The following is a 15,838-nucleotide window of genomic DNA, read 5'->3' as shown; positions in this document are numbered from 1 at the left end:
CTTTCAGTGACCGCTGCCGGCCGCGGCCGGGGCCTCGTCCTCGGCCGGCAGGTCCAGGCTGTAGGTGCAGCCGGCCAGGGTCCGGCCCGGGTGGCTGGCCACCGTGGACACGCTCAGGATGACCGACTCGATCTGCGCCTCGCCGGTCTTCGGGTCGGTCACATCGCGGCTGACTACCTCGCGGCCGGCCATGAATTTGCCGCCCTGGTCGTACCCCGTTTCCAGCGCCAGGCGGCTGGCCAGCGGGTGCGGGTCGGCCTGGTCCAGCACGGCCATCACGCTGGCGCCGGCCACCGCGATATGGTCGGTCTGTTGGCCGAACACGGTGATCGGATTGGCCAGGCGGAATTCGGTCATGAACTGGTTGGCCTGCGGCAGTGGCTGCAGGCCGTTGGCCACCGCCTTCAACGGGTCGGCCAGCAGCGGCGCCAGCGCGGCATGGTCGGCCACGCCCTGGCGGCATTCGATCAGGGCCGGCAGGTCCAGCGGGGCCGCCGAGGCGGTGGCGGCAAGAGAGGCAAGCAGCAGGGGCAGGGCAGTACGCAGCAGCACAGGCAGAGGGTCCGCGGTGAAGGGTGCCCGGCCATGGTAGCGGCGGGACCCCCGTCATGTCCGCCCGGATCAGCGCGGCCGCGCGCGGCCCCGCAGCGTCTGCCCGCGCCGCAGCAAGCGGCGCGCCATGGCGCGCAGCGCCATCACCGGCAGGGTGAGCAGGACCGCGAGCATCACCACGTGGAGCAGTTGCATCATCCCGCGCAGTGCGATCTGCAGCACACCCGGTTGCAGCAGCCACGCCGGTGCTTCCGCCGTATCGATCCTGTTGACCGCGCTCACGTACACCGCGGCAAGCACGAACAGCGCGCACAGTTGCGTACGCGTGGCATGGAAGAACGGCAGGCTGCTGCTGGCCCGGCCCAGGCGGTGTTGCAGCGCGACCCGCCAGCAGACTGGCGCGGAGAACGCACCGATCAGCACCAGCACCATCGACGTGGCCCACAGCGTGGCGGTACTGCTGGCAGGGCCCGGGCCGCCCAGCAGGTGCGGCCCCACATTGCCCAGCACCACCGCCGCCAGCAGACTGGCCGGGGACAACAGGGCCAGCGTGCGCAGCAGCCAGTGCTGCCCATCAGGGTGGCATGTGCTCACCCGGCGCAGCAGGTTGGCGGCCACGACCAGCAGCAGGGAAAAGATCGCACTTCCGGCCAGGAACGGCCCTATGTCGCCCATCATCATCCATGTCTCCGGGGAGGGTGCCGCGCAGGGTCGCGCGGTCGTCGGCTCAGCGCTCGCCGGCGTAAGGATCGTCGATGCCCAGCTCGGCCAGGATTTCGCGCTCCAGCTGCTCCATCGCCTCGGCTTCCTTGTCGTCCTCGTGGTCCCAGCCCAGCAGGTGCAGCACGCCGTGCACGGTCAGATGCGCGTAGTGTGCGTTCAACGCCTTGCCCTGTTCGTCGGCTTCGCGTGCCACCACTGGCGCGCAGATCACCAGGTCGCCCAGCAGCGGGAACTTCACTCCCTTGGGCAGGCCCTCGGGCAGCTCGGCGGGGAAGCTGAGCACGTTGGTGGCGTAATCCTTGCCACGGTAATGGCGGTTCAGCGACTGGCCTTCCTTCGCGTCGACCACGCGGATGGCCAGGTCGGCTTCGCGGATGCGGCCCTTCAATGCCGCCGCCACCCATTTGCGGAAACTGACGGCGGCCGGCAGGCCGGTGCGGGGCAGCGCATAGCTGATGGCGACATCCAGTCGCACGGGACCTTTGGTCATGGGGTGGCTCCGGGTTGGATCTGGTGCAGGTCGCGGCGGTCGTAGGCACTGACGATGCGGGCCACCAGCGGGTGGCGCACCACGTCGCGCGCTTCGAAGAAGGTGAAGCTGACCCCGTCCACATCACGCAGCACGTCGATGGCATCGCGCAGGCCCGACTTCACGTGCTTGGGCAGGTCGGTCTGGGTCAGGTCGCCGGTCACCACCGCGGTGGAACCGAAGCCCAGGCGGGTCAGGAACATCTTCATCTGTTCGATGGTGGTGTTCTGTGCCTCGTCCAGGATCACGAACGCATCGTTCAGCGTGCGCCCGCGCATGTAGGCCAGCGGCGCGATCTCGATCACGTTCTTTTCCAGCAGCTTGACCACTTTCTCAACGCCCAGCATTTCATACAGGGCGTCGTACAGCGGGCGCAGGTAGGGGTCGACTTTCTGTGACAGGTCGCCGGGCAGGAAGCCCAGCTTCTCGCCCGCTTCCACCGCCGGGCGCACCAGGATCAGCCGCTGCACGCGCGACTCGTTCAGCGCTTCCACCGCACTGGCCACGGCCAGGAAGGTCTTGCCGGTACCGGCCGGGCCGATGCCGAAGTTGATGTCGTGGGTGGTGATCTGGTGCAGGTAGCGGGCCTGGTTGGCGCCGCGTCCGCGCACGGTGCCACGCTTGACCTTGATCGCAACCTCCTGCGCTTCATACGCGCGCTCGGCGATCTGGTCCAGGTTGGCCTTGGCCAGGCGCAGATGGATGGCGTGGTTGTCGAAGGTGGTTTCGGCGGTCTCGGCGTACAGCGCTTCAATCAGCTTCTGCGCTTCGGCGGTGGCCTCGTCGCGCCCGCTGATGCGGAACACGAAGCCACGGTTGGCGATCTCCACGCCGAGCTTCAGCTCGATCTGGCGCAGGTGCCCATCGAAGGGGCCGGACAGGTTGGCCAGTCGCTCGGTATCTTCCGGCGACAGGGTGAAATCTCGATGCTCGATGCTTTTCATTGCAGAGGGTGGGGCGGGTTCGCCGTCCACCGTGGTGGGTCAGGGAAGACAAGGGTAGCGCGCGGACGGGCGGGGCGACAGTTCTCCACACCGGGTGTGGATCGGCGCCGAAGAAAGCTGTGGGTAAGTGGGTGCGGCGCCCACCGGGCAAGGCGCGTGAAGCGCTGGTGAAAAATGTGCCAGTGGGTCGCTTGCGGGTGCCCTGCGTGCATGGCACCGTGGCGCTACCGCAGGAGGTGGACCATGAAGGTCGGCATCGGGGTGCATTGCGTGGCCATGGCTGCAGCTGCCGTGCTGACGGCCTGCTCGCCCGCACCGCGCAGCGCGCTGGGCACGCTGGAGTGGGACCGGATCAGTGTGCCGGCACCGGCCGCCGAAGTAATCGCGCGGGTGGAGGTGCGCGAAGGCCAGGCGGTCAAGGCCGGCGCGCTGCTGATGACGCTGGAACAGGATCGCGGCGCGGCCCAGTTCGCATCTGCGCAGGCCGAAACCGTGCGCGCGCAGGCGCAACTGGATGAACTGCAGAGCGGCCCGCGGCAGGAACAGATTGCCCAGGCGCGGGCCCAGCTGGCGGCGCTGCACGCGCAGGCCCGTGAGGCGGCCGCCTATTACCGGCGGCTGCAGCCATTGGAGCGGCAGCAACTGGTCGCAGCGGCCGATCTGGATCGCGCCCGCGCCGCCGCCGACAACAGCGCAGCCATCGCCCGCGCCGCCGAACAGGCCTGGCAGGAACTGCAACGCGGCAACCGCCGCGAGGACATCGCACAGGGCGCGGCCGCGCGCGATGCGGCACAGGCCCAGCAGGCGCTGCAGGCGGTCACCCTGGACAAGCTGCAGCTGCGTGCGCCACGCGACGGCGTGGTCGATGCGCTGCCCTACCGCCAGGGCGACCAGGCGCCGGTGGGCGCGCCGCTGGCAGTACTGCTGGTGGGTGCGCACCCCTATGCGCGGGTCTACCTGCCGCAGCCACTGCGCCTGCAGGTGAAAGTGGGGCAGGCCGTGCAGGTGCAACTGCAGGGGCGCGAGGATCTGCTGCCCGGCAAGGTGCGCATGATCCGCAGCGAACCGATCTTCACCCCGTACTATGCGTTGACCGGCGATGACGTCGAGCGCCTGAGCTACCTGGCGGAAATAGAGCTGGATGCGGGCCCGCAGCTGCAGGCGCTGCCGGCCGGCGTGCCGGTGCAGGTGCGTTTCTGAACACGCCGCTTGACCTGGCCGTGCAGGCACGCGGGCTCAGCCGCCGCTTCGGCGATCTGCTGGCCGTGGACAACGTCGATCTGCAGGTGCCGCGTGGCCAGGTGTATGGCTTTCTGGGCCCGAACGGCTCGGGCAAGTCCACCACCATCCGCATGCTCTGCGGCCTGCTGCAGCCCAGTGCCGGGCAGATCGACGTGCTGGGCCTGGACGTGCCGGCACAGGCCGAAGCGCTGCGCCGACGCATCGGTTACATGACCCAGCGCTTTTCCCTGTACGAAGACCTGTCGGTGCGCGAGAACCTGGAATTCCTGGCGGCAATCCAGGACGTGCCGCGCGCGCAGCAGCGCCCGCGCATCGAAGCCCTGCTGCTGCAGTACCGCCTGCAGGATCGCCAGCGCCAATTGGCCGGCACACTCAGTGGCGGCCAGAAGCAGCGCCTGGCGCTGGCCGGCGCCGTGTTGCACCAGCCCGAACTGCTGTTCCTGGACGAGCCCACCAGTGCCGTCGATCCCGAATCGCGCCGCGACTTCTGGGAATCGCTGTTCGAGCTGGCCGACGCCGGCACCACCGTGCTGGTGTCCACCCACTACATGGACGAGGCCGAGCGCTGCCACCGGCTGGCCATCCTGGACCGCGGCGCGCTGGTGGCCGATGGCACGCCCGAGCAGCTGTGCGCGCAGTTGCAAGGCCGCACGCTTCAGGTCACCGCCTCGCAGCCGCGCCAGGCCAGTCGCGCGCTGTCCGCCCAGGACGGCGTACTCAGCGTGGCGCAGATCGGCACACAGCTGCGCGTGCTGTGTGCCGATGGCAACGTGGATGCCAACGCGTTGTCGCAGGCGCTGGCCGTGGCCGACCCACAGTCGCACATCGAAGCGGTGGCCCCCAACCTGGAAGACGTCTTCGTTGCCGCCACCCGCGGCCGTGGCCGCGAGCCGGCGGCATGAACCTGCAGCGGCTGTGGGCGATCATGCTCAAGGAGCTGCGCCAGCTGCGCCGGGATCGCATCACCCTGGCGATGATCGTCGGCATTCCGGTCATGCAGCTGCTGCTGTTCGGCTATGCGATCAATCTGAACCTGAGACACCTGCAGGCAGGCATCGCCGACCACGCCAGCAGCGCGGCCTCGCGCGCGCTGGTACAGGACATGGTCGCCACCGGGGTGATCACACCGCGTGCGCAGGCCTACACCGGGCAGCAGTTGATGCAGGCGCTGCGGCGTGGCGAAATCAGCGTGGGTATCGTGGTGCCGGCCGACTTCGAACGGCGGCGTTTCGAGGGGCGCGAGGCGGTGCAAGTGCTGGTCGACGGCAGTGACACCGTGGTGCAGAGCGCGGCGATGCAGCTGGCGCAGGTGCCGCTGGATCCGCGGCCGACTACCAACACCCGGCCACTGCGCGAAGGCAGCATCGCCGGCGGGCAGGTGAGCGTGGTCAGTTTCTACAACCCGCAGCGGCGCTCGGCGGTGAACATCGTGCCGGGGCTCATCGGCGTGATCCTGACCATGACCCTGGTGATGTTCACGGCAGTTGCGGTGGTGCGAGAGCGCGAGCGCGGCAACATGGAACTGCTGATCGCCACGCCGGTATCGCGCACCGAACTGATGGTGGGCAAGGTGCTGCCGTATGCGGTCATCGGCCTGGTACAGACCACCCTGGTGCTGGTGCTGGGTACCTGGCTGTTCCAGGTGCCGATCCGGGGCAGCCTGCTGGATGTCTACCTGGCCGCAGTGTTGCTGGTGCTGGCCAACCTGGCGCTGGGCCTGCTCATTTCCACGCGCGCGCGGTCGCAGTTCCAGGCCATGCAGATGACCCTGTTCCTGTTCCTGCCGTCGATCCTGCTGTCCGGCTTCATGTTCCCGTTCGCGGGCATGCCGGTGCTGGTGCAGTGGCTGGCCGAAATCCTGCCGCTGACCCATTTCCTGCGCCTGGTGCGCGGCATCATGCTGCGCGGGGCCAGCCTGTGGGAGCTGTGGCCCGACGCGCTGGCCCTGCTGGGCTTCATCGTGGTGATGATGGCACTGGCCATCGCCCGCTTCCGCAAGCGCCTGGATTGAACCCAGCAGGCCGGGGTCGGATCCCCGCAGGGGCTCCGCCCCCGGGGCTTACTCCGCCACCACCCGCGCGCGCAGCGAATTGGTCAGCGCTTCAGTGATCACCACATCCACGAACTGGCCGATCAGGCGCGCCGGCGCCGGGAAATTCACCGACCGCATGTTCTCGGTCTTGCCGGTCAACTCGTTCGGGTTCTTGCGCGACGGGCCTTCCACCAGCACGGTCTGCACGGTGCCGACCATTTTTTCCGAAATGCTGGCCGCGTGCGCATTGATGCGTTCCTGCAGACGCGACAGGCGCGCATGCTTTTCGGCATCGCTGATCGTGTCTTCCAGATCGGCCGCCGGGGTACCCGGGCGCCGCGAATAGATGAAGGAGAAGCTGTGATCGAAGCCGATGTCCTCGATCAGCTTCATGGTCTTCTCGAAATCGGCATCGGTTTCGCCGGGGAAGCCGACGATGAAGTCCGAGCTGATCGAGATGTCCGGGCGCACCGCGCGCAGCTTGCGGATCTTCGATTTGAATTCCAGTGCGGTGTAGCCACGCTTCATCGCCGACAGCACCCGGTCGCTGCCGGCCTGCACCGGCAGGTGCAGGAAGTTGGCCAGCTGCGGTACGTCGCGGAATGCATCGACCAGCGAATCGCTGAACTCCAGCGGGTGCGAGGTGGTGAAGCGGATGCGGCCGACGCCATCGATCTCGGCAATGGTGCGGATCAGCAGGCCCAGGTCGGCGAACTCACCATCGCCATAGGGGCCACGGTAGGCATTGACGTTCTGGCCGAGCAGGTTGATCTCACGCACGCCCTGCGCGGCCAGCTGGGCCACTTCCACCACCACGTCCTCGAACGGGCGGCTGACCTCGGTGCCGCGGGTGTAGGGCACCACGCAGAACGAGCAGTACTTGGAACAGCCTTCCATGATCGACACGAAGGCCGAGGCACCCTCGGCGCGCGGCTCCGGCATGCGGTCGAACTTCTCGATTTCCGGGAAGCTGATGTCCACCTGCGGGCGCTTCTGTTCGCGGCGGGCGCGGATCAGCTCGGGCAGGCGGTGCAGGGTCTGCGGGCCGAACACCAGATCGACGAACGGCGCGCGCTTGATGATGGCTTCGCCTTCCTGCGAGGCCACGCAGCCGCCCACGCCGATGATGACCTCGCGGCCCTGGTTCTTCAGGCCCTTCCACACGCCCAGCTGGCTGAACACCTTCTCCTGCGCCTTTTCGCGGATGGAGCAGGTGTTGACCAGGATGACGTCGGCGTCTTCCGGGCGGTCGGTCAGTTCCAGGCCATCGCTGGCGGCGAGCACGTCGGCCATTTTGGCCGAGTCGTACTCGTTCATCTGGCAACCGTGGGTCTTGATGTACAGCTTGCCTTTCACCTGGTCGGGCTTGCGCGGACCAGTGGGCAGGGCAACGAGCGGGGTGCCGCCCGGCGTGGCGGGCGGAAAGACGTCTGGCGTCCCGGTCATGGCGCTTAATCCATTCGGGTGGCGGGAAAGGCGGCAATTCTACCCGCATCCCGCGCCGCCCGCCGGTAGCGCCGGGCCAAGCCCGGCGGAATTCATCCACGCATGGCGTGGATCTACCGCCCCCTCCGTCAGGCCGCCACCAGCTCCGCGTCGATCTGCCGCGAGCGGTCGAACGCGGTCAGTTCCGCCATGCGGGCGATGAACGCGGCCGTGGCCGGTGCCGGCTTCACCAGGCCAAACGCGGTCGTCCACTGCAGGGCGTTGCCCCACAGCACGTCGGCGGCACTCATGGTTTCACCCAGCAGGTACGGCCCCTGCGCCAACTGGGCCTCGATCACCTGCAGCACGGTATCGGCATCGTTGTAGGGCGAGAACGCATGCGGCGGCGGGTCGCGATGCATGGCGCGGTCGATCATCGCCGGTTCGAAGCAGGCCCCGTAGAAGGCCATCCAGCGCAGGTAGGGGCCACGCAGGGCATCGCCGATCGGCGGCGCCAGCCCGGCTTCGGGGTACAGGTCGGCCAGGTACAGATAGATCGCTACCTGTTCGGTCACCAGCGCCCCGTCATGAACGATGGCCGGCACCTTGCCCATCGGGTTGATGGCCAGGTAGGCCGGGGCCAGGTTGGCGCCGGCCTTCAGGTCCAGCACGTGCAGGCGGTAGTCGGCCCCCAGCGCTTCCAGCAGGGCCACGGCACCGCTCGAGCGGGACCGGGCGGCGTGGTAGAGGGTGATCAGGCGCGATGACATGGTGGTGCTCCTTGCAGTGAGAGGGGTGAACCGCAGGGCCATGCTGGGGCACAATCGCGGACGACTTTTGTCCTCGATCCTTCATGCGCCATACCGCCCATCGACTGCTGCGCCTGATCGCCCTGCTGCAGGCCCGCCGCCACTGGTCGGGCACCGAGTTGGCCGAGCGCATGGGCGTGGACCGGCGCAGCGTCCGCCGCGACATCGAGCGCCTGCGCGAACTCGGCTACCCGGTGCAGGCGTCGTCCGGCGTCGGCGGCGGCTACCGCCTGGGGTCCGGTGCGCCGGTACTGCCGATGCTGCTGGACGAAGAGGAAGCGACCACCCTGGCCATTGCCCTGCGCGCGGCCTCGGCCACGGTGTCCGGTATCGACGACACCGCGCGTGGCCTGCTGTCCAAGCTCGATCCGCTGGTGCCGACCCGGCGCCGCCAACAGGCCGGGGAAGTGCATGCCGCCACCGCCACGCTGAACGAGCTGCCCGCGACCGATGCGCGTCTGCTCGGCCGGCTGGCCCAGCACTGCCGGCAGGCCTCGCGGCTGGCCTTTGAGTACCGCAGTGCGCAGGACGTGGTCACCCAGCGCCAGGTCGAGGCCCAGCACCTGGTCAACTACGGGCGGCGCTGGTACCTGCTGGCGTGGGATCTGGGGCGGCAGGACTGGCGCACCCTGCGGGTGGACCGGATGGGGGCGGTGCAGGCGCTGGCCGAACCCGGCCTGCATCGACGGACCCCGGCCCCGCCGGACGTGATGGTGCGGCAGGCCGTCAGCCAGGCGCCGTTTGCCCTGCAGGCCATCCTGCGCCTGGCCGGCAGCCAGGCCGAACTGGAAGGTCGCATTCCGCCGTGGTGCGGGGTGCTGGAGGCCGATGGCCCGCAGCACTGCCTGCTGCGCATGGGCGCCGAGAGCCGCGGCATGATGCTGGCGCAGATCCTCAGCCTGGACCAGCTGCCGCTGGCGCTGTGGACCACGCCCGAGACCCTGCGGCAGGAACTGGCCGAACGCCTGGCCGGGTTGGGCGGGGTTCTGTCTGTGCCGCCGGTCACGGACTGAAGCGCGGCGCTTGGCAAGGCCCGGCGAAGCTGGGACACTCGCGCCCATGAAGGGGAGACTGGGGACAACGGCGATCATCATCGCTGCGCTGACCGCTGCGCCGGCCAGCGCCGGCACCCTGTACAAGTGTGAAGGCGCCGACGGGGTCACCAGCTATGTCAGCAAGCGGGTGGCCGGCGCGCGCTGCACCACCATCAGCTATACCCGCCAGCCCAACCGGCCGACGCGCCCGATCACGCCAGCGGCGCCAGCACCGGTGCCGCCCGCCGCGGCAGTCAGCGTGGCCAGCGCCGAGCGCAATCCGGTCGCCGTGGCCGCCAGTGCCGCCAGCCCGGCGGTGGCCGCCACGACAGCATCTGCAACGACACCGGCTGCCGCACCGCGAGCGGGCCGCACGGTCAGTGGCCAGGTCTATTCGTACATGAAGGATGGGGTTCGCCACTACACCAGTGCGCGGCCGGCGCAGGTGGCCAACCTGGGGCCGGTACGCACCATCCGCTACAGCTTCATCGAACGCTGCTACGCCTGCGGGGTCAATCCGCGCGTCGATTTCGGCAGCGTGCGGCTCAACACCACCTCCTTCCAGACCGAGATCGCGTCGGCCGCGCGCGAGTTCGGCGTGGAAGAGGCGGTGGTACGCGCGATCATCCATGCCGAATCGGCCTACAACCCCACCGCGCTCAGCCGCGCCGGTGCGCAGGGACTGATGCAGCTGATGCCGCCCACCGCGGCACGCTTCGGCGTCGCCGATTCCTACGATGCCAGCCAGAACATCCGCGGCGGCGTGCAGTATCTGGCGTGGCTGCTGAAGCGCTTCAACGGCGACCTGACCCTGGCCGCCGCCGGTTACAACGCCGGCGAGGGCGCGGTCGACCGCCATGGTGGCGTGCCCCCGTACAGTGAAACCCAGTACTACGTGCGCCGGGTCGGCCAGCTGGCTGATCGCTACCGCACGGCACTAAGCCACCAGTAGGTGCCGACTGTTGGTCGGCACGCGCTCCAAAATATTGTTGCACCGCGTTGTGTGGCGCGCGACGGTTCCGCTACACTCGACCACGATTCAATGCGGCTCTGGCCCCCACCGGATCCGCTGGCAGCCTTAAAGCTACCTAATCAATATCGGAGTGCCGGATGGCCAACGATGGGGTATACGATCCAGTCAACACCGGACGTCGGCGTTTTCTTACTGCCACCACGGCCGTGGTGGGCGCCGTCGGCGTCGGCTTCACCGCTGTTCCTTTCATCAAGTCCTGGAACCCCAGTGCCCGTGCCAAGCTTGCCGGCGCACCGGTAGTGGCTGACATCAGCGCGCTGCAGGAAGGCCAACGCCTGATCGTGGAATGGCGTGGCCAGCCGATCTGGATCGTCAAGCGCTCCAAGGCCATCCTGGATGCGCTGCATGGGCTCGATGGCCGCCTGAAGGATCCCGAATCCGGCGAGAAGGACCAGCAGCCCGAGTACGTGCTGAAGCAGAACCCTGAGCTGCGCTCGATCAAACCGGAGATCTCGGTGCTGGTCGGGCTGTGCACGCATCTGGGCTGTTCGCCGGAAATGGTCGCCGAAATCCGCCCGGAGCCCTACGATCCGCAGTGGAAGGGCGGCTACTTCTGCCCCTGCCACAAGTCGCGCTTCGACATGTCCGGCCGCGTGTTCAAGGACGTGCCGGCACCGATCAACCTGCTGGTGCCACCGCACCACTACCAGGACGACAACACCGTCATCATCGGTGTCGATCCGCAGGGGGCTGCCTGATGAGCAACATCCTCAGCCGTACCGCCAGCGGCGTGGCCGACTGGGTCAATGCGCGAGCGCCCGGCCTGATGCCGGTCTACCGCAAGCATGTCAGCGAGTACTACGCGCCGAAGAACTTCAACATCTGGTACTACTTCGGTTCGCTGGCGCTGCTGATCCTGGTCAACCAGATCGTCACCGGCATCTTCCTGACCATGCACTACAAGACGAACGCCGCCGAAGCGTTCGCCTCCATCGAATACATCATGCGTGATGTGGAATGGGGCTGGCTGATCCGCTACATGCATTCCACCGGGGCCTCGCTGTTCTTCATCGTGGTCTACCTGCACATGTTCCGCGGCCTGCTGTACGGCAGTTACCAGAAGCCGCGCGAGCTGGTGTGGATCCTGGGCATGCTGATCTACCTGGTGCTGATGGCCGAAGCCTTCATGGGCTACGTGCTGCCGTGGGGCCAGATGTCGTTCTGGGGCGCCAAGGTCATCATCTCGCTGTTCGGCGCCATTCCCGTCATCGGCAACGGCCTGACCGAATGGATCATGGGCGATTACCTGCCCAGCGATGCCACGCTGAACCGCTTCTTCGCCCTGCACGTGATCGCCCTGCCGCTGGTCCTGCTGCTGCTGGTGGTGCTGCACCTGGGCGCGCTGCACGAAGTGGGCTCGAACAACCCTGACGGCGTGGAGATCAAGAAGGGGCCCAAGGGCAACCGCTGGTCGCCGAACGCGCCGGCCGATGGCATTCCGTTCCACCCGTACTACACGCTGAAAGACGGCGTCGGCGTCGGCTTCCTGCTGGTCATCGCCGCCTTCATCATCTTCTTCGCCCCGGCCTTCGGGGGGCTGTTCCTGGAACACGACAACTTCACCGAGGCCAACCGGCTGGTCACGCCCGAACACATCAAGCCGGTCTGGTACTACACGCCGTACTACGCCATGTTGCGCGTGGTGCCCAACAAGCTGGGCGGCGTGCTGGTGATGTTCTCGGCCATCGCGATCCTGTTCCTGGTGCCGTGGCTGGACCGCGCGCGGGTCAAGTCCTACCGCTACCGCGGCCTGCTGTCGAAGGTGCTGCTGGGCGTGTTTGCGGTGTGCTTCGTGTGGCTGGGGGTGATCGGCTCCGGCCCGGGCACCGATGTGCACGAAACCTACATCGGCCGCGTGCTGACCTTCCTGTATTTCGCGTTCTTCATCACCATGCCGCTTTGGACAAGGCTGGACAAGACCAAGCCGGTACCGGAAAGGGTGACCACGCATGACTGAGCGCTGGATGGTCCGGTTGGCCCTGGTGGCCGCCCTGGTGCTGGGCAGCGGCCTGGCCCACGCCGCCGAGGGCGGCGCCAAGCTGCTGCAGGCCGGCAATGATCTGGGTGACCGCGCGTCGCTGCAGCGCGGCGCGCAGTTGTACATGAACTACTGCTCCGGCTGCCATGCGCTGAAGTACCTGCGCTATTCGCGCATGGGCCAGGATCTGGGCCTGAGTGAGGAGGAGGTGATGAACAACCTCAACTTCACCGGCTCGGCCATCGGCGATCCCGTTCCAGTGGCGATGCCCAAGGAGCAGGCCGAGAAATGGTTCGGCAAGATGCCGCCCGATCTCAGCCTGATCGCCCGCGTGCGGGGCAGCGACTGGATCTACACCTACCTGAAGTCCTTCTACCTGGACAGCAGCCGTCCGCTGGGCTGGAACAACACCGTGTTTCCCAACGCCTCCATGCCCAACCCACTGTGGGAAATGCAGGGGCTGCAGCATGCGGTGCATGGCAAGGCCGAAGCGCCGGGCATGGACCCGCCGGTCACCGGCCTGCGCATCGACACCCCGGGCAGCGTGGATGCCGGGCAGTACGACCAGGCCGTGCGGGACATCACCAACTTCCTGGAATATGCCGGCGAACCGGCCGCGCTGAAGCGCCAGCAGCTGGGCGTGTGGGTGATCCTGTTCCTGGCCCTGCTCACCTTCCTGCTGTATCTGCTGAAGAAGGAATACTGGAAGGACGTGCATTGAGCCGGCCCGGGCATTGCCTCAGGCCTATTGGCTTTTGTGATGCCCGGTTGCACACTCGGGCAGGAGTCGACCACTGGCAAGGGGCTGGTGGCGCCGGTACGGCAGGCGGTCTCCTGTCGTGGGAGAGCCTTTGATGGCGGCGAGCGTACGCATGCGCAACACATTGACGCTGTTTTCCTCGAACGACGATGTCCTGTGCCACCGGGTGCGCCTGGTTCTTGCGGCCAAGGGCGTGACCTATGATTTCGTGCCGGTCGATCCGCAGAACCCGCCGGAAGACCTGATCGATCTCAATCCCTACCACTCGGTGCCCACCCTGGTGGAGCGCGAGCTGGTGCTGTACGCCGCCTCGGTGGTCAGCGAATACCTGGATGAGCGCTACCCGCACCCGCCGCTGATGCCGGTCGATCCGCTGTCGCGCGCGCGCATCCGCCTGGCCATGCTGCGCATCGAGCACGACTGGGTGCCGCAGGTGCAGGCCATCCAGCTGGGCAACAAGACCCAGGCCGAGGCCGGCCGCAAGCGCCTGAAGGAACTGCTGACCGCATCGCTGCCGCTGTTCAAGGCCAGCAAGTTCTTCCTGAACCCGGAAATGAGCCTGGCCGACTGCGCGATGGCGCCGATCATCTGGCGCCTGCAGTCGCTGGACGTGCCGCTGCCCAAGGATGGCAAGGCCATCGAAGACTACGGCAACCGCATCTTCCGCCACCCGGGGTTCGTGCGCAGCCTGACCGATCAGGAAAAGAAGCTGCGCGACCTGCCGGTCTAGACCGCGGTACTTTCCGACTGCACGCCCACCGGCGTGCCGTGATGCGCCCCGACAGGGGCGTCGTGCGCGTACACTTCACGCATGACCGACGACTTCTTCCACATGACCAGCCACCGCCCGTACCTGCTGCGGGCCCTGGTGGAATGGATCAACGACAACCAGCTGACCCCGCATATCCTGGTCGACGCCGGCGTGCCTGGCGTGCAGGTGCCGCCTTCGGCCGTGAAGGATGGGCGCGTGGTGCTCAACATCGCCGAGCGTGCGGTGGTGCGGCTGATGATCGACAACGAGATGGTGAGCTTCTCGGCGCGCTTCTCCGGCACCAGCTATCCGGTGCAGGTGCCGATCAGCGCGGTGCTGGCCGTGTACGCGCGTGAAACGGGGCAGGGCATGGCGCTGCCGGACGATATTCCCGGTGCCGAAGCGACCACGGCCAGCGATGAGCCGATGCACGAGGGTGACACCCCGCCGGATGACACGCCGCCGTCCAGCCCGCCGCCGAAGGGTCGGCCGACCCTGCGCGTGGTCAAGTAAATGTGGGTGCCGACCGTTGGTCGGCACGCTGCAGCCGCTGCGCTCGCCGGGCATGGCCCGGCGCTACCGGCTAGATATCCTCGGCCTCGTCCACATCCGCGCGGATCCGGCTGATCCGCGCCGCGCCCGGCCCGGTGAACGAAATGAGCTGGTCACCGCGCAGCACCATGCGCCCGACGTGGCGATCGATGCCGTCGTAGGAATACTCGAACTTGAAGGTGCGCTCGAAACCGAGCCGGCCATCTTCGCCGCGCGACAGGCGCAGGCCGGTGGCGTGCACCGCCTGGTCCAACCACTGCACATCGGCGGCACGGCAGGCATTGCGGCCCAGCTCCACCGCGCGCTCGGCGGCCGAACGCGCCGCGTTCCAGAAGAAATAGACGATACCGCCAACGATCAGCAACAACAGCAGGGTGGGCATGGCGTGGAGTGTCTGGAGTCGATGCAGCCAAGATGGCGGCGAAGCGGCCCAGGATCAAGCGTGATCGTCAGCGACTGTCAGGCGCCGGGGCAGGGGCGGTGGGGTAGGCGGGTGCGCTCGGCGCCGCGACATTGAGCTGCAGCAGCGCGGCCCAGTCCTGTCGATTGAAGCTGCACTCGTCTTCGCGCCCCGGCGTGCAGCTGAGGTCGATGCCGGTGGTGTCGCGCGAACGTGCCGGCGGCAATTGGATGCGCCCGCTGCGATCGAGTTGCAGCAGGCGCATGGCCACGGTGTTCATCACGTTGCCGCCCACCAGGTACAGGGTCTGGTCGCCGCCCAGGTTGGCCGCGACCACGACTTCGCAATGCGATTTCCAGTGGCCCACCGAGCCGTTGCCCAGTGCCTGCACCAGCCCGCTGTAGCTGAGCGTGCTGCTGCGGTCGCGCAGGAAGCACAGCATGTCGCCGGGTGCGGGCTTGGCCGTGGCCGGGTCCAGCAGCCGGTACGGACTGCCGGCCGGTCCGGCCTGGTAGGCGGCACGGATGTAGTCGATGTGGCGCGGCGAGGTGGTGAACCCAGGTACCCCGGCGCGCACCATCACCCAGGAAATGAAGGCGGCCGACCACGGATTGTCGACCAGGAAGGCGCGGCAGTCGCTGTCGGTGTAGCGCACCCCCAGGGGCGCCAGGCAGCTGCTGGCGCCGTCGATGCTGCCCATCGCGTTCAAGGTGCCGCTGTCGCGCCAGTAGGCGGCCACGCGGCGCCAGGCGACCAGGCCGTTGTCGGCCAGGTGGCCGCTTTCGGCCTCGGTGACGGTGAGGCTGGCCGCACGGCCATCGCGATCGATGAAGGCGCGGTACCACAGCCGGTGCTCGTTGCAGGCCGCGTTGCGGATGGAGATCGCCAGAGGGCTCAGGCCGTAGCGGGGTGGCACGTCGCAGGCTTCGGCGGCAGCGGCCGACAGCGGTGCAGCGGCCAGCAGCAGGCAGGCAGGCAACAGCATCCGGCGCATGCGCGGCTCCTGTGGGGGATGGCCGCAGCGTCGCAGTGCCGTCGTGAACGCAGGGTGTGAGAACGGGGTCAGATCCCTTT

General features: G+C 67.8%; 18 protein-coding genes. 10 read left to right on the top strand and 8 right to left on the bottom strand.

Annotation, left to right across the window (positions count from 1 at the left end; genetic code table 11):
- Window positions 1-3: 3 nt before the first annotated feature.
- The 4 genes from AC06FA_RS02400 to AC06FA_RS02385 form a co-directional block, all read right to left on the bottom strand.
- Window positions 4-549: a hypothetical protein gene (locus AC06FA_RS02400; RefSeq protein ID WP_478067111.1), complete on the bottom strand. Its 546-nt coding sequence runs from the start codon at window positions 547-549 to the stop codon at window positions 4-6.
- Between the two features lie 72 nt (window positions 550-621).
- Entirely contained in the window at window positions 622-1,230 is a 609-nt protein-coding gene (locus AC06FA_RS02395; protein WP_478066957.1) for a hypothetical protein, read from the bottom strand.
- A 49-nt stretch (window positions 1,231-1,279) separates the two neighbouring features.
- On the bottom strand, window positions 1,280-1,765 hold the full coding sequence (gene ybeY, locus AC06FA_RS02390) for an rRNA maturation RNase YbeY (RefSeq protein WP_108749149.1): 486 nt from the start codon (window positions 1,763-1,765) through the stop codon (window positions 1,280-1,282).
- Window positions 1,762-2,748: a PhoH family protein gene (locus AC06FA_RS02385; RefSeq protein WP_108752669.1), complete on the bottom strand. Its 987-nt coding sequence runs from the start codon at window positions 2,746-2,748 to the stop codon at window positions 1,762-1,764. The genes ybeY and AC06FA_RS02385 overlap by 4 nt, the downstream gene beginning before the upstream one ends.
- Before the next feature lie 276 nt (window positions 2,749-3,024).
- Between AC06FA_RS02385 and AC06FA_RS02380 the strand changes: the two genes are divergently transcribed.
- Genes AC06FA_RS02380 through AC06FA_RS02370 form a run of 3 tightly spaced genes read left to right on the top strand, consistent with a single transcriptional unit; the run spans window position 3,025 to window position 6,001 of the window.
- Window positions 3,025-3,948: an HlyD family secretion protein gene (locus AC06FA_RS02380; protein ID WP_478067110.1), complete on the top strand. Its 924-nt coding sequence runs from the start codon at window positions 3,025-3,027 to the stop codon at window positions 3,946-3,948.
- 20 nt (window positions 3,949-3,968) lie between these two features.
- Window positions 3,969-4,892, top strand: a complete 924-nt coding sequence (locus tag AC06FA_RS02375; RefSeq protein ID WP_478066956.1) for an ABC transporter ATP-binding protein — start codon at window positions 3,969-3,971, stop codon at window positions 4,890-4,892.
- Window positions 4,889-6,001, top strand: a complete 1,113-nt coding sequence (locus AC06FA_RS02370) for an ABC transporter permease (RefSeq protein ID WP_478066955.1) — start codon at window positions 4,889-4,891, stop codon at window positions 5,999-6,001. The genes AC06FA_RS02375 and AC06FA_RS02370 overlap by 4 nt, the downstream gene beginning before the upstream one ends.
- Before the next feature lie 48 nt (window positions 6,002-6,049).
- Here the strand turns inward: AC06FA_RS02370 and miaB are convergent, their stop codons facing one another.
- Both miaB and AC06FA_RS02360 read right to left on the bottom strand, forming a co-directional pair.
- Window positions 6,050-7,468 carry a tRNA (N6-isopentenyl adenosine(37)-C2)-methylthiotransferase MiaB gene (miaB, locus tag AC06FA_RS02365; protein ID WP_312707182.1) on the bottom strand — a complete coding sequence of 473 codons (1,419 nt, stop codon included), beginning with the start codon at window positions 7,466-7,468 and terminating at the stop codon, window positions 6,050-6,052.
- Window positions 7,469-7,596: 128 nt separating this feature from the next.
- Window positions 7,597-8,217 carry a glutathione S-transferase family protein gene (locus tag AC06FA_RS02360; RefSeq protein WP_478066954.1) on the bottom strand — a complete coding sequence of 207 codons (621 nt, stop codon included), beginning with the start codon at window positions 8,215-8,217 and terminating at the stop codon, window positions 7,597-7,599.
- An 83-nt stretch (window positions 8,218-8,300) separates the two neighbouring features.
- Here AC06FA_RS02360 and AC06FA_RS02355 point away from each other — a divergent pair, with 83 nt between their 5' ends.
- The 7 genes from AC06FA_RS02355 (at window position 8,301) to AC06FA_RS02325 (ending at window position 14,325) form a co-directional block, all read left to right on the top strand.
- Complete coding sequence (locus tag AC06FA_RS02355) at window positions 8,301-9,269, top strand: helix-turn-helix transcriptional regulator (protein WP_478066953.1); 969 nt, start codon at window positions 8,301-8,303, stop codon at window positions 9,267-9,269.
- Window positions 9,270-9,315: 46 nt separating this feature from the next.
- A complete protein-coding gene (locus AC06FA_RS02350) occupies window positions 9,316-10,242 on the top strand; it encodes a lytic transglycosylase domain-containing protein (RefSeq protein WP_478066952.1) in 927 nt (308 codons plus the stop codon).
- 158 nt (window positions 10,243-10,400) lie between these two features.
- Window positions 10,401-11,021, top strand: a complete 621-nt coding sequence (gene petA / locus AC06FA_RS02345; protein ID WP_108749154.1) for a ubiquinol-cytochrome c reductase iron-sulfur subunit — start codon at window positions 10,401-10,403, stop codon at window positions 11,019-11,021.
- Complete coding sequence (locus AC06FA_RS02340; protein WP_478066951.1) at window positions 11,021-12,280, top strand: cytochrome b; 1,260 nt, start codon at window positions 11,021-11,023, stop codon at window positions 12,278-12,280. Before petA ends, AC06FA_RS02340 begins: the two co-directional genes overlap by 1 nt.
- Window positions 12,273-13,022 (top strand): cytochrome c1, encoded by a 750-nt coding sequence (locus tag AC06FA_RS02335; RefSeq protein WP_478066950.1) that lies wholly within the window; start codon window positions 12,273-12,275, stop codon window positions 13,020-13,022. Before AC06FA_RS02340 ends, AC06FA_RS02335 begins: the two co-directional genes overlap by 8 nt.
- Window positions 13,023-13,155: 133 nt before the next feature.
- On the top strand, window positions 13,156-13,791 hold the full coding sequence (locus tag AC06FA_RS02330; protein ID WP_075674863.1) for a glutathione S-transferase N-terminal domain-containing protein: 636 nt from the start codon (window positions 13,156-13,158) through the stop codon (window positions 13,789-13,791).
- Window positions 13,792-13,872: 81 nt separating this feature from the next.
- Complete coding sequence (locus tag AC06FA_RS02325; RefSeq protein ID WP_478066949.1) at window positions 13,873-14,325, top strand: ClpXP protease specificity-enhancing factor; 453 nt, start codon at window positions 13,873-13,875, stop codon at window positions 14,323-14,325.
- Window positions 14,326-14,395: 70 nt separating this feature from the next.
- Here the strand turns inward: AC06FA_RS02325 and AC06FA_RS02320 are convergent, their stop codons facing one another.
- Both AC06FA_RS02320 and AC06FA_RS02315 read right to left on the bottom strand, forming a co-directional pair.
- The gene (locus AC06FA_RS02320) at window positions 14,396-14,746 is read right to left on the bottom strand and encodes a DUF3301 domain-containing protein (protein ID WP_478066948.1); all 351 of its coding nucleotides are present in this window, start codon (window positions 14,744-14,746) and stop codon (window positions 14,396-14,398) included.
- 67 nt (window positions 14,747-14,813) lie between these two features.
- Window positions 14,814-15,758 (bottom strand): DUF2272 domain-containing protein, encoded by a 945-nt coding sequence (locus AC06FA_RS02315; RefSeq protein ID WP_478066947.1) that lies wholly within the window; start codon window positions 15,756-15,758, stop codon window positions 14,814-14,816.
- Between the last annotated feature and the right edge of the window lie 80 nt (window positions 15,759-15,838).

This window comes from Stenotrophomonas sp. Steno-C17, from assembly GCF_056393165.1.
Note: the sequence above shows the minus strand (reverse complement) of the source record. Positions and strands in the feature narration are given on the sequence as shown.